Raw genomic sequence first — 23,301 nt, 5'->3', positions numbered from 1 at the left:
GCCCCCCTCTGCGATGCGGTCAGTCCCGCCCGCGGAAGGGCTGGACATATTGCAGCGCCATGTCCCAGGGGAAGAAGATCCAGGTGTCCTGGCTGACCTCGGTCACGAAGGTATCGACCTGCGGCCGCCCGGCGGGCTTGGCATAGACCGTGGCGAAATGCGCCTGCGGATAGAGCCGGCGCACCAGTTCCAGCGTCTTGCCGCTGTCCACCAGATCGTCCACCACCAGAATGCCGGTGCCGTCGCCCATGAGGTCCGCCTGCGGGCTTTTCGTCACCACGGCGGGGCGCTGTTCCTGATGGTCGTAGCTCTTGACGCTGATCGTATCGACCACGCGGATGTCGAGTTCGCGGCTGACGATCATCGCCGGCACCAGTCCGCCGCGGGCGATGCCCACCACCGCCCGCCAGCCGCCGCCATCCGGGCCCTTGCCGTCCAGCCGCCAGGCCAGCGCGCGCGCGTCGCGGTGGATCTGGTCCCAGCTGACATGGAAGCCCTTCTCGTGCGGCAACCGGTCGTTCATTGCGCGGCCTCGGATGTCCCCGGCTTCTTCGGCGCGTCGATGTCGGGCGCGTCCACCGCCTTCATCCCCACGAGGTGATAGCCGGCATCGACGTGATGCGTCTCGCCGGTCACGCCCGAGCCGAGGTCCGACAGCAGATAGAGCGCCGACTTGCCGACCTCGTCCTGGGTGACATTGCGGCGCAGGGGCGAGTTCAGCTCGTTCCACTTCAGGATATAGCGGAAATCGCCGATGCCGCTGGCCGCCAGCGTCTTGATCGGCCCGGCGGAGATCGCGTTGACGCGGATGCCGTCCTTGCCGAGGTCCTCGGCGAGGTATTTCACGCTAGCCTCCAGCGCCGCCTTGGCGACGCCCATCACGTTGTAATGCGGCATCACCCGTTCCGCGCCCAGATAGGTCAGGGTCAGCAGGCTGCCGCCATCCGGCATCATCGCCGCCGCGCGCTTGCACACGGCGGTGAAGGAATAGACCGAGATGTCCATCGTCATGCGGAAGTTGGCGGCGCTGGTATCGACATAGCGGCCGCGCAACTCGTTCTTGTCGGAAAAGCCGATGGCATGGACCACGAAATCCAGCTTGCCCCAGGCCGCCTGCAGCCGGTCGAAGGCGGCGTCGAGCGAGCCTTCGTCCGCCACGTCGCAATCCAGCATCTCGGTCACGCCGATCTGCGCGGCCAGCGGTTCGACCCGCTTGCGGAAGGCATCGCCCTGATAGGACAGGGCCAGTTCCGCGCCTTCGGCGGCCAGGGCCTTGGCAATTCCCCAGGCGATCGACTTGTCGTTCGCCAGGCCCATGATCAGCCCGCGCTTGCCCGCCATGAGCCTGTTTGACATTCCCCGTCCCCCGCGCATCTTGCGTCAAGTCACCGATCCCTAGTCGAAGCGCGGGGCTGCTTCAAGGGCCGGGCGGCACGGGACGGAAGGAGCGCGGCATGAGCGATCGGGACGGCATCTTCGCGGGGGAGGACCCCTTCGCCATCGCGGCGGGCTGGCTGGCCGAGGCCGAGCCGCTGGAGCCGAACGACCCCAATGCCATCGCGCTGGCCACCGTCGACGCGGCCGGCCTGCCCAATGTGCGCATGGTGCTGCTGAAGGGGATCGAGCCGGTCGCGCAGGGCGGCGGCGGCTTCGTCTTCTACACCAATTACGGCAGCGCCAAGGGGCAGGAAATCGCCGGTGCCGGCAAGGCCGCTTTCGTGCTGCACTGGAAATCGCTGCGCCGGCAGATCCGGGTGCGCGGCCTGACCGAACGCGAGGAGGGGCCGGCGGCGGACGACTACTACGCCTCGCGCTCGCTCAAGTCGCGGCTGGGGGCCTGGGCCTCGGCGCAGTCGCAGCCGCTCGACAGCCGGGCGGCGCTGCTGGCCGAGGTCGCGAAGGTGACGCTGCGCGAGGGGCCGATGCCGAAACGCCCGCCCTTCTGGGGCGGCATCCGCATCCGGCCGCTGGAGATCGAGTTCTGGGCCGACGGCGCCTTCCGCCTGCATGACCGGTTCCAGTGGCGCCGCGACAGCCCGGAGGCGCCCTGGACAGTGCGGCGGCTGAACCCGTGAAAATGGCCCCCGGTTCAGCGGGTATGGAATTCCCGACTTTTGGGGCTTGCATGCAACGCATCCTCTGTGACAACTCGGCGACGCGATGGACAGGCACGGACATGCGATCTCTATGATGACGGAAGCAGCGGATCAGGTGCTGGGTCGGGTGAAGTGGTTCGATCCCTCCAAGGGCTTCGGCTTCATCCTGGCGGACGAGGGCGGGCCGGACATCCTGCTTCATGCCAACGTGCTGCGGAATTTCGGGCAAAGCTCGGTGGCCGACGGGGCGCGGATCCGGGTCCGGGTGCAGATGACGCAGCGCGGCGCGCAGGCGACCGAGGTGCTGGAAATCCTGCCCCCCGATACCGAGGGGACCCCGCCGCTCGAGGATCTGGTCGAGGGCGATGTCGACATCGCCGCCCTGCCGATGGAACCGGCCCGGGTGAAGTGGTTCGACAAGTCGAAGGGATTCGGCTTTGCCAATGTCTTCGGCCGGCCCGAGGATGTCTTCGTGCATGTCGAGGTGCTGCGCCGCTCGGGCCTCGCCGACCTCGCCCCCGGCGAGGCGGTCTGCCTGCGGGTGGTCGCGGGCAAGCGCGGCCGCATGGCGGCGCAGGTTCTGTCCTGGGAGACGGCGCTGCGCGAAGGATCGGCCGCATGATGCCCCGGCGGAGGATCGGATGGGGCGCGGCGCTGGCGGTTCCCGCGCTTCTGCTGCTGGCGCTGGTCCGGCCGGTGACCGCTCAGGAAGCCGCCTGCGACCCCGGCCGCGTCGATCTGCGCTGGCCGGGCGGTGCGGCGCGGTTTTCGGTCGAGATCGCCGACACGCCCGGGGAACGCGCGCGCGGGTTGATGCATCGGGAACGGCTGGCCCGCGGTGCGGGGATGCTCTTCGTCTACCCGGCCGAGGCGCCGGCGGCCTTCTGGATGAAGAACACGCTGATTCCGCTCGACATCCTGTTCTTCGACGGGGCGGGGCGGCTGTTGACGGTGCAGGCCGACGCGGTGCCGGGCGACGAGACGCCACTGCCCGGCGGCGACCGCGTGCAGTTCGTGCTGGAGATCAACGGCGGCCTCGCGGCGCGGCTGGGGCTGGGCGAGGCGGCGGAACTGCGCCACCCCGCGATCCCCGCCGCCACCGCCGCCTGGCCCTGCGGCTGAACCGCCCCGCGCCGGCACGCGCGGTGCCCGGGACCGCTGCCCGGTCTGGTGCCAGATCCTGCGCCCGATCCTGCCGCGGACGGCGCGTTCAGGCCCTTCCCCTCGCCCGAGCCATCCGCTAAGCAGCACGGGTCGGGGCGTAGCGCAGCCTGGTAGCGCGACGGTTTTGGGTACCGTAGGTCGCGAGTTCGAATCCCGCCGCCCCGACCATCATTTGCTCATCCGAATGCCTTTGTTCACCCGTTGCGACGATTGCATCGCCGGATATTATGGCGGCGGGCCTTTACCGATCATTAACATCGAAAATGCAATCTTCATTGCACAGCGAGATACTGCGCTCCCTGTGCCGCGAGTTCTTGCGGCGTCCGTATCCGCCGGTTCCTCCTGGCTGAGCGCGAGTCGCAGGAAAGCAGAATGGCGGACAGTAATACCAACAGTGACGCAGGAACGCGAACCCGGATAGAAGGGCAGACCTTGCATCTGGACTACGCGACCTTGAGAAACCTCAACGTGGTGCAGTCCACCTTGGTCTTCTCCGGAGGACGACCTCCAGTCCTGGAGAATGTGCTCTTCGACCGCTGCACCTTTGTTCTGGATGGCGCGGCAATGAACACTCAGCACTTCTTGCAAATGATCGCGCATTCCGGTTCCCAAGAGCTGGTTCTTGACCTACTTGGTATGAAGGTCGCCGACATATCATGAGCGACAACAAGTTTGTGGTGTATCACGGCGGGGATCCCGCACCTTCAGGCGCTTCCGGCAAGGCTGTGGGAAGCGCCAGTTTCGGGGGAGGTGGTCGAGGGGGTGGCATGGATACTGAACTCTTGGACGCCAAGCTGAGTGCCGTGAAGGCGCAGAACGACGCCTCGTTTACGAAGGTTCTTGCTGAACTGGACAAGGTAAACAGCAACCTGTCTGCCTTTGGGGAGACGGTTCGCGTCAGACTGGACTCACTGGACAATGACGTGCGGGCCGCGAAGGATGCCGCGCATCGGTCGGAAGAGGCGGCGCGGGCCATCAGGGCCAACATCATCGCCTCGGCGCTTGGCTTAGCTGCGGTCTTGCTTGCTCTGGCCGCACTTTGGGGCCAGGCGGTTGATCTGGTGAGAGCCGCGGTCTGACGATCTCCTCCCCTTTTGGGTTCGTCGACCGGCTGGTCCCTCTCCCCCATCCCCGGCGCGGCGCCGCCGATTGCGGCTTTCCACAATTGGCGGGGGGCGGCGCCCGGCCGATCCTGCGGTCGGGGTGACCCCGTGGCCCGAGCCACCGCCCGCGCGAGGGAGCGTGCGGGCCTGACCCGCACGCGCCATGCCGGGTGACCTTCGTCAAATGGGAGGAACCATGTCACATCCGTCCAATCCGGGCGCCTGCGGGCGCGCCGGCAGCCGCCTCGCGGCCCGTCCCCTCGCCGCCGCGGCCCTCGCCGGACTGCTGGCGCTGTCCGGCCCGGCGCTCGCACAGGAGGCGCCGCCCCGCGACGAGTTCTTCTGGCTGGGCCAGATGAACAAGGCCACCGCCGTCATCAATACCGAGGAGGGGCTGCTCGACCCGGCGCTGACGCCCGGGATCGCGGCGGCGATCGACGCGGTGATCACCGCGGGCGCGGCGGAGGGGGCGAAGCGGCCCTCCACCGTCATCAGCTTCGAGCCGCTGCTGATCGAGGCCGGCGGGCGCGACGTCACGCTGCTGCATGCGGGCCGGTCGAGCCAGGACATGCACGCCACCTATCGCGCGGCGATCCTGCGCGACGATCTGCTGGCGCTGGCCGAGCAGCTGAACACGACCAGCCGCACTCTGGTGGAGCTGGCCGCCACCCATGCCGACACGGTCGTGCCGAACTACACCAACGGCGTGGCGGCGCAGCCCAACAGCTATGGCCACTATCTGCTGGGCCATGCGGCGGGATTCGATCGCGACGCGCAGCGCCTGCGCGAGGCCTATGCCCGCATCGACCGCTCGGCCATGGGCACGACGGTGCTGAATGGCACCAGCTGGCCGCTGAACCGGCAGCGGATGGCCGATTACCTCGGCTTCGCGGGCGTCGTGGACAATGCCTATGACGCCTCGCAGATCTCCTCGATGGACCAGCCGGTCGAGGTGGCGGGGATCGTCACTTCCATCGCGCTGCATACGGGCAATTTCGTCGAGGACGTGATGACGCAATATGCCCAGACCCGGCCCTGGATCCTGCTGGAGGAGGGGGGCGACAACACCTATGTCAGCAGCGCCATGCCGCAAAAGCGCAACCCCGGCATCCTCAATTCCACCCGCAGCGATGCCTCGACGGCGGTGACGCTGGCGATGGGTCCGGTGCTGCAGACCCATAACATCACCCCCGGCATGTCCGATCCGAAGGACGTGGACCAGAACAAGGCGATGGTGGAGGCGGCGATCGACGCGCTGAACCGGCTGGACCGGGTGCTGAAGGCGCTGAGGATCAACCCCGACCGCGCGCTGGAGGAGCTGAACAGCGACTGGACCGCCTCGCAGGAACTGGCGGATCTGCTGATGCGGGAACACGGGATGCCCTTCCGCGAGGGCCATCACTTCGCCTCCGAGGTGGTCAGCCATGCGCGGGCGAATGGGCTCGGCCCGCTCGACTTCCCCTATGCCGAGGCGCAGCGCATCTATGCCGAGACGGTGGCGGGCACGGACGCGCCGCAGGAGCTGCCGCTGAGCGAGGAGGTGTTCCGCGCCACGCTCGACCCTGTGGCGATCGTCAAGGCGCGGGCGACCTCGGGCGGGCCGCAGCCGGCCGAGATGGAGCGGATGCTGGCAGAGGCGCGGGCGCGGCTGGATGCGCAAACGGCCTGGATCGGCGAGCGGCGCAGCCATATCGACGCGTCGCTGTCGCAGCTCGACAGCGACTTCGCGGCGCTGCTTGACTGAGCCTGAGGGCGGTCCGGCCGCAAGGGGCCGGGCCGCCGCCTGCCTAGGCCTCGTCGGCGCTTTGCAGGTCTTCGGGCAGCAGCGCCGGCGGGGCCGCGCCGCCGGCGGGATCGGCCAGCAGCGCCTCGGCCATGGCGGCGCGCGCGGCCTCGGGGCTGCCGCTGCCCACCAGATCCCACAGGCTGCGCATATCCGCCTCGAAGGCGGTCTCGCCGATCTCGCCCGCGTCGCGCAGCTTCTCGATCTCCTGCATCACCTCGACGGCATAATGGCTGAGCCCCAGCGCCTCGACCGTGCCGCCGGATTGCAGGTCATGGCGGACCGCATGGGCGAAGGCGAACAGCACCACCTGCGACAGCGCCTCGCCCGGCGAGGCGCCGCGCGCCAGGCGGTCGGCGACCAGCGCCTCGCCCGCCTGCGTCAGGTCCATGCCGAAGGCCGCGAGCGTGTCGCGCAGCCCCTCCAGCAGATCGGGCGGCAGGTCCATCGCCAGCGCCGTGCGGCCCATCGGCGCGCCGCCCAGATCCTCGGTCAGCGCGGTCGGCGGCACCGGGCGCAGCCTGGCCGGTGCGGGGGCGGCGGGGGCGCGGGCGACGGGCGCCGGGGCGGGCGCGGGTTGCGGGACGGGTTCCGCTGCGGGGGCCGGTTCGGGATGGGGTTCGGCATCCGGTTCCGCATTCGGCGCGGGGGCGGCGATGTCGGGGGCAGGGGTCGGCGGCGCCGGATCGGGCCGGGGCGGCGGCGCTTCGGGCGCGGGGTCCGGCGGCACCGCCGCCTCGGGCGTCTCCTCCACCCCCGGCGCGGGCCGCAGCCGGATCGCCGGCCGCGCGCCGAACAGCCGGCGCAGGAAGCCGGGACGCTCGGCCACCTCCTCGACCAGCCCCAGCGATTTCAGCCGGGCCAGCGGGCGGGCAAGCTCCATGCCGCGCCCCTTCGCCTCGACCGACAGCGCCGCGGGATCGAGCGGACCCTGCGCCGCGTGAAGCTGGCGGATGAGGCCGAGAAGCTCGCGTTCGGCCCGGTCGAGTCTGTCCTGCTGCATCATCCCCTCGTTCGTCGGCTGCGGTCGCGTCTGGTCGGGTCGGCGGCATCGCAGATCGCCCCCGCCAGGTCAATGCGGCGGCGGTTCGTGCGGCAGCCTTCGCCCCCCATTCCCCATGCCGTGCAAGTGCGACAGCCGGATGGCAACCCCTGCTGTCTATTGCGGGTCGAGCGCGATGGCATCCAGCCGCCACTGCCGTTCGGCCGCGCTGCAGCCGGGCACGTCGTTGCAGCGTTCCAGCGTCACCGTGCCGGTGCTGGTGATCGGGTTGCCGCGATAGGTGGCCTCCACCCGCACCGGCACCTCGGCATGGACGGTGCCGGCGGTGGTTTCCAGCCGCGCGGGGCCGGCCGGCGCGGCCGCGAGCGACTGGTAGTTCTGCATCGACTGCGAGAAGCGGTCCAGCCCGCGCAGGGCGGTGTCCGAATCCGGCGTCCACATCGCATAGGCCGCGGCATGGTCGCCCGCGCCAAGCGCGGCGTAATAGCGGCTGACCGCCGCACCGGGATCGCCGGGGTCCGTGCCTGCGCCCGCGTCCGTACCGGGGGACTGGGCGGTTCCCTGGCAGGCGGCAAGCGCCGTCATTCCGGCGATCAGCAGGGCGGGCTTCAGGTAGGCGCGGATCATCGGTGGCTCCTGTCGCGATGGGTCGGGGGTGCAGCCTAGGCCGGGCCGCGCCCCGGTGGCCAGATGCCGGGCCGCGACCGCCCCCCGTCGCGCAAAGGCCCGCCGATGCGGGCCGTTCCCCCGATCAGCTGCAACCGCTGGTCGCGCCGCAGGTGTTGCACTTCATGCAGGTGCCGTTGCGGACCAGCGTGTAGTTGCCGCATTCGCCGCAGGCCTCGCCCTCATAGCCCTGCAGGCGGGCCTTGATGCGGGCGTCCATCCCGGTGCCGAGCGCGGTGACGCTGGTCTCGCCCCGCGCCTCCAGCGTCGCCACCGCGTCGAAGGCGCCGCTCAGCGCCGTGGCGGCCCCGCCCTGCAGCACCACCAGTTCCTGCGGCAGCCGCTTGCGCAGATAGCCGGTGGAGCTGATCTGCTTCAGCACTTCCAGCGACTTCGACCGCGCGGTGTCGCTGACGGGGGCCACATTCGCGTCCCGGGTGTCCGTGGCGCCCTCATAGCTGCCGCCGCCGAGGTCGTCGAAGGCCGCGCCCTTCGGCGCGACATGGGCAAGGTCGGTGCGGTCCAGATAGCTGATCGCCAGTTCACGGAACACGTAGTCGAGGATCGAGGTCGCCGATTTCACCGCCTCGTTGCCCTGGACCATGCCCGCCGGCTCGAATTTGGTGAAGGTGAAGGCATCGACGAATTCCTCAAGCGGAACACCGTATTGCAGCCCGACGCTCACCGCGATCGCGAAGTTGTTCATCATCGCGCGGAAGCCCGCGCCTTCCTTGTGCATGTCGATGAAGATCTCGCCCAGCGACCCGTCGCGATATTCGCCGGTGCGCAGATAGACCTTGTGACCGCCGACCACCGCCTTCTGGGTATAGCCCTTGCGCCGGTCGGGCAGCTTTTCGCGGTGGCTGCGCACCACCTCTTTCACGATGACCTTCTCGACGATCTTCTCGGCGATGACCTGCGCCTTTTCCATCGGCGTGCCGCTGGTCAGCACCTCTTCGGCCTCGTCATCGTCCGCGATCAGCGCCGAGGCGAGCGGCTGGCTGAGCTTGGACCCGTCGCGGTAGAGGGCGTTTGCCTTGACCCCCAGCGAATGCGACAGCTCATAGGCGGCGAGGCAGTCGGCGATGCTGGCCGAGTTCGGCATGTTGATCGTCTTCGAGATCGCGCCCGAGATGAAGCTTTGCGCCGCGGCCATCATCCGGATGTGGCTGTCCACCGACAGATAGCGCCGGCCGGTCTTGCCGCAGGCATTGGCGCAGTCGAAGACCGGCAGATGTTCGGTCCGCAGATGCGGCGCGCCTTCCAGCGTCATCGTCCCGCAGACATGGGCGTTGGCGGCGTCGATCTGCGCCTTGGTGAAGCCCAGATGGCGCAACATGTCGAAGCCGGGATCGGCCAGCTTTTCGGCGGGAATGCCCAGGGTTCCGGTGCAGAAATCCTCGCCCAGCGTCCACTGGTTGAAGACGAAGCGGATGTCGAAGGCCGAGGGCAGCGCCGCCTCGATCCGCTCCAGCTCCTGCGGGCCGAAGCCGTGGCCGACCAGCGCCGTGTGGTTGATGCCGGGGCAGTTGCCGAGCGTGGCGTGGCCCACGGCATAGGCCACGATCTCCTCGATCTGGTTCGGGCGATAGCCCAGCGTTTCCAGCGCGGCGGGGACCGAGCGGTTGATGATCTTGAAATAGCCGCCGCCCGCCAGCTTCTTGAACTTCACCAGCGCGAAATCGGGCTCGATCCCGGTGGTGTCGCAATCCATCACCAGCCCGATGGTGCCGGTGGGGGCGATCACCGTCGCCTGCGCGTTGCGGAAGCCATGGGCGCGGCCCAGGGTCAGCGCCTCGTCCCAGGCCGAGCGCGCCAGCGCCACCAGCGCCGGATCGGGGCAGTTCGCGGCGTCGAGCGGCACCGGCGCCACGTTCACGCCCTCATAGCCCGCTGCATGGCCATGGGCGGCGTTGCGGTGGTTGCGGATCACGCGCAGCATCGCCTCGGCATTGCGGGGATGGGCGGGGAAGGGGCCGAGCTCGCCGGCCATCTCGGCCGAGGTGGCATAGGCCACGCCCGTCATCACCGCCGTCAGCGCGCCGCACAGCGCCCGGCCCTCGGCGGAGTCGTAGCCCAGACCCATGGTCATCAGCAGGCCGCCGATATTGGCATAGCCGAGGCCGAGGGTCCGGTAGTCATAGCTGCGCTGCGCGATCTCTTTCGAGGGGAACTGCGCCATCAGCACGCTGATTTCCAGCGTCAGCGTCCACAGCCGGGTGGCATGGACGTAGGATTCGGCGTCGAAGCGGCCGCCCTTCAGGAAGGTCAGCAGGTTCATCGAGGCCAGGTTGCAGGCCGTGTCGTCGAGGAACATGTATTCCGAACAGGGGTTCGACCCCCGGATCGGCCCGTCCTCGGGGCAGGTGTGCCAGGCGTTCACCGTGTCGTGGAACTGGATGCCCGGATCGGCGCAGGCCCAGGCGGCATGGCCGATCTGATCCCACAGCTCGCGGGCGGAGACCGTCTTGGCGACCCCGCCATCGGTGCGGCGCAGCAGTTCCCACGGGCGATCCTCGCGCACCGCGGTCAGGAAGGCATCGGTGACGCGGACCGAGTTGTTGGAATTCTGGCCCGCGACGGTGACATAGGCCTCGCTGTCCCAGTCGGTGTCATAGGTCGGGAACTCGATCGAGTCGAAGCCCTGCCGCGCATATTGCAGCACGCGGTTCACATAGGTGTCGGGGATCGACACCTTGCGCGCCGCGCGGATCGCCGCCTTCAGCGCGGGGTTCTTCGCCGGGTCCACCGCATCCTCGGCCGCGCCGTCCCAGCCCCGGATCGCCGCGAAGACATCGTTCAGCCGCGCTTCGTGCATCTTCGACCCGGCCACCAGCGAGGCGACCTTCTGTTCCTCGATCACCTTCCAGTTGATGAAGGCCTCGATATCCGGGTGATCCATGTCGCAGATCACCATCTTGGCGGCGCGCCGGGTGGTGCCGCCCGACTTGATCGCCCCCGCCGCGCGGTCGCCGATCTTCAGGAATCCCATCAGGCCCGAGGATTTGCCGCCGCCCGACAGCCGCTCGCCCTCGGCCCGCAGCGACGAGAAGTTGGTGCCGGTGCCCGAGCCGTACTTGAACAGCCGCGCCTCGCGCACCCAGAGGTCCATGATCCCGCCCTCGTTCACCAGATCGTCGCGGACGGACTGGATGAAGCAGGCATGGGGCTGCGGATGTTCGTAGGCGGAGTCGGATTTCACCAGCTTGCCGCTGCGGTGATCGACGTAGAAATGGCCCTGTCCCGGCCCGTCGATCCCATAGGCCCAGTGCAGGCCGGTGTTGAACCATTGCGGGCTGTTGGGCGCGGCCATCTGCCGGGCCAGCATCAGCCGCATCTCGTCGAAATAGGCGCGGGCATCGGCCTCGGCGGTGAAATAGCCGCCCTTCCAGCCCCAATAGGCCCAGGCCCCCGCCAGCCGGTCGAAGACCTGCCGGGCCGAGGTTTCGCCGCCGAAGCGTTCGTCCTCGGGCAGCGCGGCGAGCGCGGCCTCGTCGGGGACCGAGCGCCACAGGAACTCCGGCACGCCCTTTTCGCGCACCTTCTTCAGACGGGCCGGGACGCCCGCCTTGCGGAAGTATTTCTGCGCCAGCACGTCCGAGGCGACCTGGCTCCAGCCAGCGGGCACCTCGACCGCAGCATTGCGGAAAACGACGCGGCCATCGGGATTGCGGATTTCTGACAGCGTGGTGGTGAAGTCGAGCCCCGCATAGGCGTCCTGACCCGCCACGGTGAATGTCCGTTCGATCCTCATCTGCCCGATCCCCTGCTGTCCCGCTGCCTGATTGCCGAGCCCACAATATATGGTGGTGCTTTCGGTCTGCCCCACAAGCTGCCGCAAGACCCCCTTTCGCTGCAACCAGTATTTTACCGGTCCGTCGCGGATTTCCCCATTGACCGGACCCCCGGAGAGCAGGCCGGTGATTCCTCCACAGCCGGTGGATGGTTGCGCGGGACGGCGGCGGCGAGCGGGGGCAGGGGCGGGTGCCCGGTGGCGCAAGGCCGCGCGACCGCCCGGGCAGGACGGCCGGGCCGGGGCGCGGCGCTTGTCCACAGGCGGCGGTGGACAAGCCCCCGCCGGCGCCCGGCCAAAGATTTCGCGCCGCCGGGGCGGCCTAGGTGTGGATGCCGTCGGCGGCGAAGGGCCCGCCCTGGTACAGCGCCGCGGCCGAGTCGGGGGCGGGGCGGGGCTGGGTGCGGTCCAGTTCCGCCCGGAACCGTTCGGCATTGTCCTTCGGCCGCCAGCCCAGATAGGCGGCGGCGCTGTTGTCCCACCAGGTCGAATCGTTGTCGGACACGCCCCAGATGATCGGGCAGCCCAGCAGGGGCGCCCGCAGGCAGCAGTCGATCAGCGACACGAAGTCGTCATAGGACATCCAGCTGGACAGCATCCGGTGGTTGCGCGGCGCCTCGAAGCAGGAGCCGATGCGCACCAGCGCCGTCTCTTGCCCGAACTTGTCGTGATAGAGCCGCGCCATCCCCTCCCCGAAGCATTTCGACAGGCCATAGAGGCCGTCCGGGCGCAGCGGCATGGTCACGTCCAGCCGCTGGTCCTGCCGGTAATAGCCGATGGTGTGGTTGGAACTGGCGAAGATGATCCGCGGCCGGCCATGGGCGCGCGCGGCTTCGAACAGGTTGTAGACGCCCAGGATATTGGCGTTGAGGATCGGCGCGAACCGGTCCTCGACCGAGATGCCGCCGAGATGCAGGATCGCGTCGCAGCCCTCGACCAGACGATGGACCGCCGCCGCGTCGCCCAGATCGCAGGGCATGATCTCCTCATGCGGGGCGGCATCGCCCAGATTGGCCAGATCCGACAGGCGCAGGATCTCGGCCCGGTCAGCCAGCCGGCGCCGCATCCCGCGCCCCAGCCCGCCGGCCGCGCCGGTGATGAGAAGTCGTTTCAAGGATCGCTCTCCCGCTCTGGCAACTTGTCATACCTATCATATGTGTTGCCGGCGCGGCGTCAATCGGCGCGGCCCCGGCGCCCCGCCCCGGCCGCTGCGACATCGCCATCCGACGAAAGCGTTCATCGCTGCGCGGAAGTCTGGCACCATGGCCCGGACGGTCGCGCCCGGACGAACCCGGGCAGGCCCGGGCAGGGAGGAGACATCATGGCCATCCGCAGTATCATCGTCGCCTATTCCGGCACCGCCAGCGGATCGGGGGCGCTGCACCTCGCGACGCTGATGGCGCGCAAGTACGACGCGCATCTGACCGGCGTCGTCTCTCACGGGCCGAGCCTGATGGAAAGCCGCTACCGGCGCTACATGGGCCAGCAGGTGCTCGACCTGCTGAAAAGCCGCGACAGCGCCACCGTGGCCGAGATGCGCGAGGCCTTCATGGCAAAGGTGAACGAGAGCGGGCCGGGGATCCGGGCAAGCTTTCTCGACCTCGACACCCATTCCGGCTTCAGCCTCGCCGATTGCGTGCGCACCTATGACATCGCGGTGATGGGCCGGCGCGCCGCCCGCGCGGGCGAGGAACATTTCGGTGCGCCCCCGCAGACCATCGCGCTGGAGGGCGGCCGCCCGGTGATCCTCGTCCCCGAGGGCTATGACCTGCCGCAGATCAACGAACATGCGCTGGTCGCCTGGGACGGGCAGCGCGCCTCGGCCCGGGCGCTGGCGGATGCGATGCATATCCTCGAGACGAAAGCGCGGGTCACGATCCTCACCATCGGCGCGCCCGTCGCGGGTGGCGGCGACAGCGTGGCCGACTACCTTGCCCATCACGGCATCACCGCCGAGCATCTGGTGCAGGAACGCCGCTCGGGCGCGGTGTCGCAAAGCATTCTCGACACCTGCCGGTCGGTCGGCGCGGGCCTCCTGGTGATGGGCGCCTGGGGCCACAGCCCCCTGCGCGAGGCGCTGTTCGGCGGCGTGACCGTCGACATCATGGCCGAGGCGCATGTGCCGGTGCTGATGTCGCATTGAGCGCGCATCCGGCGCTTGCCGGGCGCGATCCTGCCGCCTCCCCGGCCCGCCGCCGGGGAGGCGGCAGTCCATTGGTCGGCCGGACCGCCTTCGGGCCCGACGGAGAGTCCGGCGATCACGAGCTCTTGGAGGGAAGCTCGGCCCCCTAGGCCGGCTGGCGACGGCTTCGGCCGACCTGATACGGCGTGTCCGACCAGAGATACATTCGCGCAGATGCGCCCCGGGCGTGTGCGGGTGCGGGCCGTCCCGCCGGCCCGAATTTCGGGTAAACTGTCAGCCTTGCATTGCACTGTATACATACATATACATTTGCTTGCCTATGTATGTCGGGGCGAGGAGCAGAGGCCGAGGGTGGGAGAATTCGTTTCCGTTCCATGCGGCGATGGCGTCTTCGGGGCCTGTTGCGCCCGGCCCGATGAGGGGCCGCGGACGCGTTCTGCTGTGCGCCGGGATCGACGAGGTGCCCGCACTCCGAGGCAGGCTGGCGGACCGCCGCGCGTGACAGAGAAGGAAGGATGACCACGTGATCCCTGTGACGATGCAGATGGCGCGCGCTGCCAGCGGGTTCTCCCTGGAGGCCCAGCCTGAGGAAGCGGTGAAATGGGCGCGCCGCTCGATTGCCGATGTGCTGGCCTGTCTGGCGGCCGGCCATGAGGAACCCGTGGTGCGCGTTCTGCGCGACACTCTGCCGCTGGCCGCGGGCCCGGCCACGGTCGTGGGCAGCCGGACGGGACATTCGATGCTCGACGCCGCGCAGATCAACGGTGCCGCCGCGCATGCGCTGGATTTCGATGACTGCAATCTGCTGATGGACGGGCATCCCTCGGTCTCGCTGGTTCCGGCGCTGTTCGCATTGTCGGAGGCCCGGAACGCGAGCGGGGCCGATCTGCTGGCGGCCTATATGGCCGGGGTGACCACGGGGATCTGGCTGGCGCGGTTGTCGAACCCGGACCATGTGAACCGCGGATGGCACCCGACGGCCACCTTCGGCGTTGTCGGCTGCGCGGCGGCATGTTGTCGGCTGTTGCGCCTCGACCCCGGCACCACCGCGCGCGCACTCGCGATCTCGGCCTCGGCCTCGGCCGGGCTGCGCGCGAATTCCGGCACGATGACCAAGCCGCTCCATGCCGGCATGGCCAACAGGAACGGACTTCAGGCCGCCCTGCTCGCCGAGGCCGGGCTGACGGCCAATGTCACGGCCTTCGAACACAAGCTCGGCTATCTCAGGGCGTTCAACGGCCGCCCGGCGGAGGAGCTCGACCAGGCGGCGCTCGACCCGCTGATGCCGGGCGAGGCATTCCTGTCGCCGGGCATCGCGATCAAGCAGTACCCCTGCTGCGCCTTCATCCACAGCGCCATCGATGCGGCGTCGAGCCTCCGCCCGGACCTGCAACAGGGCGCGGTGCCCGAGACGGTCACGGTCCAGCTGCATTCCCGCCGGTTGCGCAACATCGACCGGCCGAACCCCTGCGACGAGCTCGACGCGCGGTTCAGCACCCAGTACCTCGTCGCGCGGGCGCTGCTGCACGGCACGGTCGGCCTGCGGGACTTTCAGCCTGACGCGCTGGATGACGAACCGACCCGGGCCCTGATGCGCCGTGTCGGTCTTTCGGCGCATGATCGTGACGATCTGAACCAGTGCGAGGTGGCGGTGACGATGCCGGGGGGCGCAGGTCACCGGGCGTCGGCCAGCGTCGCCATGGGCCGAGGGCCCGACAATCCGCTGAGCGAGGACGAGTTCCGCCGCAAGTTCGACGACTGCTGCAGCGCGCTGATGACGCCCGCCGACGCTGCCGCGCTCTACGAGCGCACAATGGCGCTTCAGACCCAGGCCTCCGTTGCCGGGATCACCGGCCTACTCGCCGCTCGCGATGGACACTGACAGCAGGAGAACAGATGACACTCGCCCTCCAACTGGCGCAACGCGCCGTCGATCTCGACTATCGCGATTTCCCGTCCGACGCGAAGAAGTGGGCGCGCGAGGCCATCGCGGACACCGTCGGTTGCGCGCTTCTCGGCGCCAATACGGAAACCACTGCATCGGTTCTCAACGCGGGGATGGAGGTCGCCGGACCCGCCCTGGTTCTGGGGCGCAAGCAGCGTCTGGCGCCGCTGGAAGCGGCCTTTGTCAACGGGACCTCGGGGCACGCGCTCGACTACGACGACACCAGCAAGTCGCTGTCGGGGCACCCCACCGTCATCATCATCCCCGGGCTCCTCGCCCTTGCCGAGGCGCGGGGCGCATCGGGGCAGGCGTTGCTGGACGGCTATATCGTCGGTGTCGAGCTTGCGACGCGGTTCGCGCGCGGGGTCAACTTCTACCACTATGAAAAGGGTTGGCATCCGACGGCAACCCTCGGCATTTTCGGCGCCGCGGCGGCGGCCAGCCGGCTGATGGGGCTGAGCGCCGGGCAGATGGCGCATGCGCTCGCGATGGCCGCCTCCTTCGCCTCGGGCGTGAAGGCCAACTTCGGCACGCCGACGAAACCGGTGCATGCCGGCATCGCCGCGCGCAACGGGCTTTTCGCGGCGCTGCTCGCCGAACAGGGCGTTGGCGCCGGACCCCGCGCCCTGGAACATCCGCAGGGGTTTCTCGAAGTCTTCAACGGCAGCGGCAATTACGACGTCGACAAGATGCTGACCGGCTGGGGCGATCCGCTGGACCTGATGAGCCCGGGTCTGTCGATCAAGAAATATCCCTGCGTCTACAGCGTGCACGGCGCCATCGACGCGGCCATCGAGATCAACGGCAAGAACGCGCCCGCGGCGGCGGCGATCGAGAAGGTCGTCGTCCACATGCATCGCCGCCGGATGCTGCCGCATGTGCAGAACCCGGCCAGCAGCGCGCTGAATGCCAAGTTCTCGCTGCCCTATGCCGTCGCGCGGGCGCTGATCACCGGCGCGGTGACGCTGGACCATTTCGAGGAAGAGGCGCTGCACGACCCGGATGTGATGAAGGTCATGTCCCTGATCGAGATGGTGCCGCATCAGGACGACTCGAACGACTATGGCGCCGAGGTCACGGTCGTCCTCGCCTCGGGCGAGCGGCTGAAGGCCGAGGTCGCCTCTCCGCTCGGGCGCGGACCCGAAGCGCCGCTGCCGGCCGAGATGCTGCGGACCAAGTTCCTCGACTGTGCCTCGCGCAGCATCAGCGCGGCGGGCGCGCGGGCGACCTTCGACATGCTGCTCGATCTGGACGCGCTGCCCTCCGTTTCCAGGCTGACCGACGAAATCGAAGCCGCGACGCATTGACCAGGAGCATGCACATGACCTTTGCAAACGAATTGGCTCAACGCGCCGCCGCGATCTCGCTGGAAACCAGCGGCGACGAGGCGATCCATGTGGCCAAGCGCGCGGTGGCGGATACGCTGGGGGTGACGGTGGCCGGCTCGGGCGCCGGTTTCATCGACAGCCTCGAGACGGTGCTGGGCGCGCGGTCGGCGCCGGGCAAGGCCACCCGGGTCGGGCGCCGCGGCAGCTCGACCATGCTGCACGCCGCGATGGTGAACGGCACGGCGTCGCATGCGCTCGACTTCGATGACTGTTCCACCACCATGGGCGGGCATCCGTCTGCGCCGGTGGTTCCGGCCGTGCTGGCCATCGCCGAGGAGCGCGGGTTGGGCGGGAAGGCCGTGATCGAGGCCTATCTCGCCGGTTTCGAGACCGAGACCAGGCTCGCGCGGGGGCTTCTGCCGCATCACTATGAAAAGGGCTGGCATCCGACGGCGACGCTCGGGGTTTTCGGCGCGACCGTCGCTTCGGCCCGGCTGCTGGGTCTGGATGCCGGGGAACTGGCCAATGCGCTGGCGATGACCGTCTCGATGACCTCCGGCCTGAAGTCGAATTTCGGCACGCCGGTCAAGCCCCTGCATGTCGGGCAGGCGGCCCACAATGGCCTGCTTGCAGCATTGATGACCTCGGCGGGCGTGACGGCGAATCTGGAGGCCTTCGAGCATACCTACGGGTTCTTCAACGTCCTGAACGGCGAAGGCACGTTCTCGACGGAGAAGATCCTGGACGATTGGACCGGCACGCCCGAAATCCTTCAGCCGGGCATCGCGATCAAGCAGCATCCCTGCTGCGGCAGCGCGCATTCCGCAATCGACGCCGCGCTGAAGATCCGCGCCGCGCAGGGGGCACTGGGTCCGGACCGGATTGCCGCAATCGAGACCTGGACGCATGACCGCCGGCTGGCGCATACCAACCGCCCGGAACCTGCAACCGCGCTCGACGCGAAGTTTTCGGTCCAGTTCCTGACTGCGAAGGCGCTGGTGGACGGCCAGTTGCGGATCGCCGATTTCGCCGAAGGCGCCTTCATGACGCCCCCGGTGGCCGAACTGCTGAAGGTGACGACGTCGGCCGGCCACAACGACGAGGATCAGTACCTCGGCCGGGTCAGGGTGACGCTGAAGGACGGAAGCGTCCTTGAGGATACCGCGTCCACCAACTTCGGGCGCGGCCCGCTCAACCCGATGTCGGATGCCGAACTGTTCGAAAAATTCTCGGACTGCGTCTCGGTGCGCATGGACCGTGCCGTGGCGCGGGAGGCTTTCGAGACCGTGCTGGCCATGGATAGGCTGGATGACCTCGCGGCCATGATGGGCTTCTTCGCCTGAGCCGCGCGCCCCGCGTGAAAACGGACAAGGGCCCGCCTCTCAGGCGGGCCCTTCGCGGCACGGGATCGCATCGCGGCTCGCCTGCCGGTAAACCTCTACCTCCACGGCACGCCGAACCCCGAGCCGCTCGCGATGGGCCGAGACCCCTACAGCGTCTCTCGGATGATCTCGAACAGGCGGCGGGTGGCCGGCGACAGGGTTTCGCGTTCGCGGGCCACGAAGCCGAAGGTCCGGTAGTGGCGCGCGTCGGCGACGTCGATCTGGGTCAGGTGTCGCCCCGTCACCTCGTCCTGAAGGTTCCGGGTCGACAGGAGGCTCAGCAGCTGCGTGCCGCCTATCAGCGAAGGCAGGTAGAGGATGGATGTCGCCGTGACCTGGGCCTTGGGGGGCGGGCAGCCGTGCCGCTTGAACAGGTCGTGCAGCCAGGGCTGCAACGCGGATTCGCCCGGCAGGACCCAGTTGTAGGCGTTCAGATCCACGACCCGGACCTCGCGCCCGGCCAGCGGATGCGCCCAGCTGGCGACGATGGCCACCTCGTCCTCCAGCAGCGGCGACACTTCGAAACCGTCCATCGGGCCGGTGACATGGGTCAGCACCGCGTCCAGCCGATGCTGGCGCAAGGCGGCCAGCAGAGGTCCGCTGACATTCGTTTCAAGGTCGATCGTCACCCGCGGGCTTTGGTCGAGCAGCTTTCGCATGATTTCCGGCAGATAGTATTTGGCCAGCGTCGGCGCGCAGCCGAAGCGGATATGCCCCGCCTCACCCTGGGCGAAGCCGCGCAGCTCGCGCCGGGTTTCGGTCATCATGCGGTCGATGACCCCGCTCCGCTCCAGCAGGACGCGGCCCAGCTCGGTCAGCGCGATGCCGCGCCCCTCGCGCAGGAACAGCTTGCCGTCGAGCGAGTCCTCCAGCCGCTGCATCGCCTTCGTCAGCGCAGGCTGGGTCAGATGCAGCCGCTCGGCGGCCCGTCCCATATGCCCGAGTTCGGCGATCGCCCGGAAATAGGTGAGGTCCCTGACATCCATTCCAAACTCCGGGCTATCAATTGATGATTTTTTGGAATTTGTAGTTATCGCGCCTCTTTGGCAAGAACGGTTGCAACACTTGGAGCCGCGCCGCGAGGCGCCGGGTCCTTCCGTTCAGAGGAGAACCAGATGACCGTCGGCTTCCGCGTGTTCTGTCAACGCAAGCTTCCGTCGCCCGCCGTGGTAGAGTCCTTCGGCGCGCTGCCGTCGGCGAATGTGGCGGATGTAATGAACCGCCTGAACTCGCTGCCGGCCGGCACCCGCCTGCAGGGGCCGCGCCTCGCGCGGCCGGTGGCGGGTGTGGCGCTGACGGTGCAGGTCGCGGCGGGCGACAACCTGTTGATCCACAAGGCGCTGGACATGGCGCAGGAAGGCGACGTCATCGTCGTCTCCAACGGCGGGGCGCAGACGCAGGCGCTGATGGGCGAGGTCATGTTCGGCTACGCCAAGTTCAGGAAGGTCGCCGCCATCGTCTTCGACGGGCCGATCCGCGACATCGACTCGCTGGAAACGCTGGGGCTTCCGGTGTTCGCCACCGGCACCCGTCCGGGCGGCCCGATGAAGCAGGGCCCGGGCCAGATCAACGTGCCGATCGCGTTCGAGGGGTGCGTGGTCAACCCGGGCGACATCGTTCTGGCCGACAATGACGGGGTGGTGATCGTCCCCCGCAACGATGCGGAAGACGTTCTGGCCAAGGCGCGCGCGCTGTCGGCGAACGATCAGGCGAAGGTTGCGGCGGGCAGGGATGGCACGCTGGACCGCAGCTGGGTCGACGCGGCGCTGAAGAAGGCGGGCTGCGAATTCATCGAGGCCGCCCATGAATGACGCGCGGCCGGTTCCGGGAGAGCGCAAGACGGTGTTCCTGCTTGCGTCCATCCACGGCGATGCCGTGGATCTTCTGAAGGCCGACCCGCGTCTCGACGTCGTTACCTGGGACGATGCCCGGATCGAGAACTGGCGGGACGAGGCCGATGCGGTGATCCTGCGCGGGCTCGACCTGCGCGGCGACGACATCCGCGCGGCGCGGCGGCTGAAGGTCATCGGCCGGCACGGGGCAGGGGTCGACTCGGTCGATATCGAGGCCGCCCGCGAACGCGGCATCGTCGTGCTGAACACGCCCTTCGAGAATTCGCAATCGGTGGCCGAACTGTCGGTGACGCTGATGCTGGCGGCGGCGCGCCGGGTGGTGCAGGCGCATCATCTGGTGCGGACCGGTGGCTGGGCCGAGGGGCGCAAGGGCAGGGGCTGCCGCGAACTCTACCGCAATCGCGTGGGCTTCGTCGGCTATGGCCGGATCGCCCGGCTCACCGCCGACATCCTGCGCAACGCCTTCGAGATGGAGGTTGCGGCCTACGACCCGAAACTGCCGGACAGCGTCTGGCAGGACCAGACGGGCGTCACCCGGGTGGAGTCTCTGACCGACCTGTTCGCGTCCTGCGACTTCGTCAGCGTGAACCTGCCGCGCACGCCGGAAACGACCGGGCTGATCTCGCAGCAGGTTCTCGCGGCGGCCAGGCCCGGTCTGATCCTGGTGAACACCTCGCGCGGCGGGATCGTCGACGAACCGGCCCTGGCCGCCGCGCTGGCGGACGGACCGATCGGGGCGGCGGGGATGGACGTGTTCCAGCAGGAGCCGCCGTCGCCCGATCACCCGCTGCTGTCCTTGCCGAACTTCATCGCGACGCCGCACTACGGCGGCGCCACGCAGGAAAGCCTTCGCCGCGTCGCCTGTTCGATCGCGCGGGAAACGGCGCAGGCGCTGTTCGGCCAGGCGACGGAGTACTACCGGGTCGCCTAGTCATCCGGGGGCGTCGGGGACCGGGCGATGCCGCGGGATCCCGGACGTTCAGGGGGGATGATGCGGCCGCCGGCACCGCGCGGCTGCGGGCTTACAAAGGGGGGAGAAGATGACCAGAAAACTGACGGACGGGATTGCCGGGGCGGTTATCCTGCTGGCCGCGATCGCGATGTACCTGAGCCTGCCGGGTCCCGGGGAAACGGTGATCGCCGGGCTCGACATGAGCCTTGCGCCGCGTCTTGTTGCCCTGATCCTCGGCGCGCTGAGCCTCGGCCTGCTGGTCGTGACCTTCGTTCCGTTCGGCGACACCGATGCGGAGGGCGAGGCGGCACCGGGCACGCCCCATGTCGCCTATCCCGGCCGGCTGGTTGCCACAGCGGTGCTGATCGTCGCCGCCGCGGCCTGTTTCCAGTGGCTCGGCTTCGTGCTGACCTCGGTGCTCTACATCTTCGCGCAGTGCTACATCCTCACCTACGAGGCCGGGACCTTCAGGCCCCTGCGCACGGCGATCATCGCGATCGCATTCCCTGTCACCGTCAACCTGATGTTCTGGCACCTGCTGTCGATGCCGCTGCCGCAAGGCATCCTGGGGAGCTGACCATGTTCGACGTTTTTCTGCAGGGCGCTTCGGCCGCTCTGGACATCTACTGCATCCTGCTCGTGTTCGGCGGCGTGGCGCTCGGCATCGTGTTCGGATCGGTCCCGGGCCTCACCGCCTCGATGGGCCTGATCCTGTGCCTGCCGCTGACCTTCACCATGCCGCCCCTGCACGGGCTGTCGCTTCTCTGCGGGCTCTTCATCGGCGGCATCTCGGGCGGGCTGATCCCCGCGATCCTGATGAACCTGCCGGGGACGCCCGGTTCGGTCGCGACGCTGTTCGACGGCTATCCCATGGCCGTGAAGGGCGAGGCAAAGAAGGCGCTCAGCGCCGCCGTCCTCGCCTCCTTCTGCGGCACGCTGTTCGGGATCGTCGTTCTGGCCATCTTCGCGCCGATGCTGGCCCGCTTTGCGCTGAAGTTCACACCGTTCGAGTATTTCGCCGTCTCGTTCTTCGCGCTGTCGCTGATCGCGAGCCTCAGCGCCGGGTCGATGATCAAGGGCTTCATCAGCGGCGTGATCGGCATCGCCATCGCCATGGTGGGGATGAGCCCCGTGGGCGGGATCGAGCGTCTGACCGGCGGCCATACCGACCTGCAGGCCGGCTTTGCCATGGTGCCCTTCCTCGTCGGCCTGTTCGCGATCTCCGAACTGCTGCACGACTCGGGGAACGGCCCGGCCAAGGCCACGATGCGCAAGCTGGGCGAGACCACCAGGGAGGTGGGGCTCAAGATCGCCGATGTCGTGGGCAACATCCGCACCTTCCTCGTCGCCGCCACGGTCGGCACCGGCATCGGCATCCTGCCGGGAATCGGGGTCAGCACCGCCAGCCTGACCGGCTATCTTGCCGCCAAGAAGACCTCTCGCCGCGGCAACAAGTACGGCACCGGCATCGTGGACGGCGTCGTCGCCTCGGAAAGCGCCAACAACGCCTGCATCGGCGGCGCGCTCGTGCCGCTGCTGGCCCTGGGCATTCCCGGCGATACCGTCGCCTCGATCCTGCTGGGCGCGTTCATCATGAACAACATCCAGCCCGGGCCGCTGCTGTTCCTGACCCAGGGCGAACTGGTCTACGGCATCTTCACGTCGCTGGTCGTCGCGTCGATCGCCATGGCGGCCTTCATGTTCCTGATGATGCCGGTCTTCGTCCGCATCGTCCGCACGCCCAAGAACGTGCTGATGCCGCTGGTCGTGGTGATGTGCCTCGTCGGCGCCTTCGGGCTGAACAACCGCGCCTTCGACGTCTGGTCGATGGTGATGTTCGGCGGACTCGGCTTTGCCCTGCGCACCTTCGGGTTTCCGCTGCAGCCGGCGGTGCTGGGCTTCATCCTTGGCCCCATCGTCGAGACGAACTTCTACCGGGCCCTGACCGCCTCGAAAGGCGACCTGACAGAGTTCCTGACCCGTCCGATCAGCGGCCTGTTCCTGCTGCTGTCGCTGGTCTTCATCGCTCTGCCGCTGATCTCGGCGCTCTACACCCGTCTTCGCCCGGTCCCGCAAGGCTAGGCGACATG

21 protein-coding genes and 1 tRNA gene are annotated in these 23,301 nt (G+C 68.6%); 15 read left to right on the top strand and 7 right to left on the bottom strand.

What is annotated here, in order from left to right:
- Positions 1-19: 19 nt before the first annotated feature.
- Both gpt and fabI read right to left on the bottom strand, forming a co-directional pair.
- Entirely contained in the window at positions 20-523 is a 504-nt protein-coding gene (gene gpt, locus EEY80_RS11235; RefSeq protein WP_126976651.1) for a xanthine phosphoribosyltransferase, read from the bottom strand.
- Entirely contained in the window at positions 520-1,356 is an 837-nt protein-coding gene (fabI, locus tag EEY80_RS11230) for an enoyl-ACP reductase FabI (protein WP_126976650.1), read from the bottom strand. The genes gpt and fabI overlap by 4 nt, the downstream gene beginning before the upstream one ends.
- Positions 1,357-1,454: 98 nt before the next feature.
- Here fabI and pdxH point away from each other — a divergent pair, with 98 nt between their 5' ends.
- The 7 genes from pdxH (at position 1,455) to EEY80_RS11195 (ending at position 6,107) form a co-directional block, all read left to right on the top strand.
- Positions 1,455-2,075: a pyridoxamine 5'-phosphate oxidase gene (gene pdxH, locus EEY80_RS11225; RefSeq protein ID WP_126976649.1), complete on the top strand. Its 621-nt coding sequence runs from the start codon at positions 1,455-1,457 to the stop codon at positions 2,073-2,075.
- Positions 2,076-2,187: 112 nt separating this feature from the next.
- Positions 2,188-2,718 carry a cold-shock protein gene (locus tag EEY80_RS11220; RefSeq protein ID WP_126976648.1) on the top strand — a complete coding sequence of 177 codons (531 nt, stop codon included), beginning with the start codon at positions 2,188-2,190 and terminating at the stop codon, positions 2,716-2,718.
- Entirely contained in the window at positions 2,718-3,218 is a 501-nt protein-coding gene (locus tag EEY80_RS11215; RefSeq protein WP_126976676.1) for a DUF192 domain-containing protein, read from the top strand. Before EEY80_RS11220 ends, EEY80_RS11215 begins: the two co-directional genes overlap by 1 nt.
- Positions 3,219-3,351: 133 nt before the next feature.
- Positions 3,352-3,428: transfer RNA gene (locus EEY80_RS11210), tRNA-Pro, on the top strand.
- Positions 3,429-3,632: 204 nt separating this feature from the next.
- Complete coding sequence (locus EEY80_RS11205; protein WP_126976647.1) at positions 3,633-3,920, top strand: hypothetical protein; 288 nt, start codon at positions 3,633-3,635, stop codon at positions 3,918-3,920.
- Positions 3,917-4,339, top strand: a complete 423-nt coding sequence (locus EEY80_RS11200) for a hypothetical protein (protein WP_126976646.1) — start codon at positions 3,917-3,919, stop codon at positions 4,337-4,339. Before EEY80_RS11205 ends, EEY80_RS11200 begins: the two co-directional genes overlap by 4 nt.
- Before the next feature lie 220 nt (positions 4,340-4,559).
- Positions 4,560-6,107, top strand: coding sequence for an argininosuccinate lyase (locus EEY80_RS11195; RefSeq protein ID WP_205749094.1), 1,548 nt, complete (start codon positions 4,560-4,562; stop codon positions 6,105-6,107).
- A gap of 43 nt (positions 6,108-6,150) precedes the next feature.
- Here EEY80_RS11195 and EEY80_RS11190 read toward each other — a convergent pair whose 3' ends face one another.
- The 4 genes from EEY80_RS11190 to EEY80_RS11175 form a co-directional block, all read right to left on the bottom strand.
- Positions 6,151-7,149 carry a hypothetical protein gene (locus tag EEY80_RS11190; protein WP_126976644.1) on the bottom strand — a complete coding sequence of 333 codons (999 nt, stop codon included), beginning with the start codon at positions 7,147-7,149 and terminating at the stop codon, positions 6,151-6,153.
- A gap of 156 nt (positions 7,150-7,305) precedes the next feature.
- Entirely contained in the window at positions 7,306-7,776 is a 471-nt protein-coding gene (locus tag EEY80_RS11185; protein ID WP_126976643.1) for a hypothetical protein, read from the bottom strand.
- A 124-nt stretch (positions 7,777-7,900) separates the two neighbouring features.
- Positions 7,901-11,569, bottom strand: coding sequence for a vitamin B12-dependent ribonucleotide reductase (locus EEY80_RS11180; protein ID WP_126976642.1), 3,669 nt, complete (start codon positions 11,567-11,569; stop codon positions 7,901-7,903).
- Between the two features lie 361 nt (positions 11,570-11,930).
- Positions 11,931-12,722 carry an NAD-dependent epimerase/dehydratase family protein gene (locus EEY80_RS11175; RefSeq protein ID WP_126976641.1) on the bottom strand — a complete coding sequence of 264 codons (792 nt, stop codon included), beginning with the start codon at positions 12,720-12,722 and terminating at the stop codon, positions 11,931-11,933.
- Between the two features lie 207 nt (positions 12,723-12,929).
- Here EEY80_RS11175 and EEY80_RS11170 point away from each other — a divergent pair, with 207 nt between their 5' ends.
- The 4 genes from EEY80_RS11170 to EEY80_RS11155 all read left to right on the top strand — a co-directional run bounded on the left by EEY80_RS11170 (position 12,930) and on the right by EEY80_RS11155 (position 18,367).
- Positions 12,930-13,751: a universal stress protein gene (locus EEY80_RS11170; RefSeq protein ID WP_126976640.1), complete on the top strand. Its 822-nt coding sequence runs from the start codon at positions 12,930-12,932 to the stop codon at positions 13,749-13,751.
- A gap of 523 nt (positions 13,752-14,274) precedes the next feature.
- Positions 14,275-15,633, top strand: coding sequence for an MmgE/PrpD family protein (locus EEY80_RS11165; protein WP_235829799.1), 1,359 nt, complete (start codon positions 14,275-14,277; stop codon positions 15,631-15,633).
- A 14-nt stretch (positions 15,634-15,647) separates the two neighbouring features.
- Complete coding sequence (locus EEY80_RS11160; protein ID WP_126976639.1) at positions 15,648-17,003, top strand: MmgE/PrpD family protein; 1,356 nt, start codon at positions 15,648-15,650, stop codon at positions 17,001-17,003.
- 14 nt (positions 17,004-17,017) lie between these two features.
- Complete coding sequence (locus EEY80_RS11155) at positions 17,018-18,367, top strand: MmgE/PrpD family protein (protein WP_126976638.1); 1,350 nt, start codon at positions 17,018-17,020, stop codon at positions 18,365-18,367.
- 146 nt (positions 18,368-18,513) lie between these two features.
- Here EEY80_RS11155 and EEY80_RS11150 read toward each other — a convergent pair whose 3' ends face one another.
- Positions 18,514-19,392 (bottom strand): LysR family transcriptional regulator, encoded by an 879-nt coding sequence (locus EEY80_RS11150; RefSeq protein WP_126976637.1) that lies wholly within the window; start codon positions 19,390-19,392, stop codon positions 18,514-18,516.
- Between the two features lie 129 nt (positions 19,393-19,521).
- On the opposite strand from EEY80_RS11150, the gene EEY80_RS11145 reads away from it, so the two are divergent.
- The 4 genes from EEY80_RS11145 (at position 19,522) to EEY80_RS11130 (ending at position 23,293) form a co-directional block, all read left to right on the top strand.
- Positions 19,522-20,217, top strand: a complete 696-nt coding sequence (locus EEY80_RS11145; protein WP_126976636.1) for an RraA family protein — start codon at positions 19,522-19,524, stop codon at positions 20,215-20,217.
- Entirely contained in the window at positions 20,210-21,190 is a 981-nt protein-coding gene (locus EEY80_RS11140) for a hydroxyacid dehydrogenase (protein WP_126976635.1), read from the top strand. Before EEY80_RS11145 ends, EEY80_RS11140 begins: the two co-directional genes overlap by 8 nt.
- A 109-nt stretch (positions 21,191-21,299) precedes the next feature.
- On the top strand, positions 21,300-21,788 hold the full coding sequence (locus tag EEY80_RS11135; protein ID WP_126976634.1) for a tripartite tricarboxylate transporter TctB family protein: 489 nt from the start codon (positions 21,300-21,302) through the stop codon (positions 21,786-21,788).
- A gap of 2 nt (positions 21,789-21,790) precedes the next feature.
- On the top strand, positions 21,791-23,293 hold the full coding sequence (locus EEY80_RS11130) for a tripartite tricarboxylate transporter permease (protein WP_126976633.1): 1,503 nt from the start codon (positions 21,791-21,793) through the stop codon (positions 23,291-23,293).
- Positions 23,294-23,301 lie beyond the last annotated feature (8 nt).

It is taken from the genome of Frigidibacter oleivorans (genome assembly GCF_003993775.1).
Taxonomy (GTDB): Bacteria; Pseudomonadota; Alphaproteobacteria; order Rhodobacterales; family Rhodobacteraceae; genus Frigidibacter; species Frigidibacter oleivorans.
The sequence above is the reverse complement of the archived record's forward strand: the minus strand, read 5'-3'. Positions and strand labels throughout refer to the sequence as shown.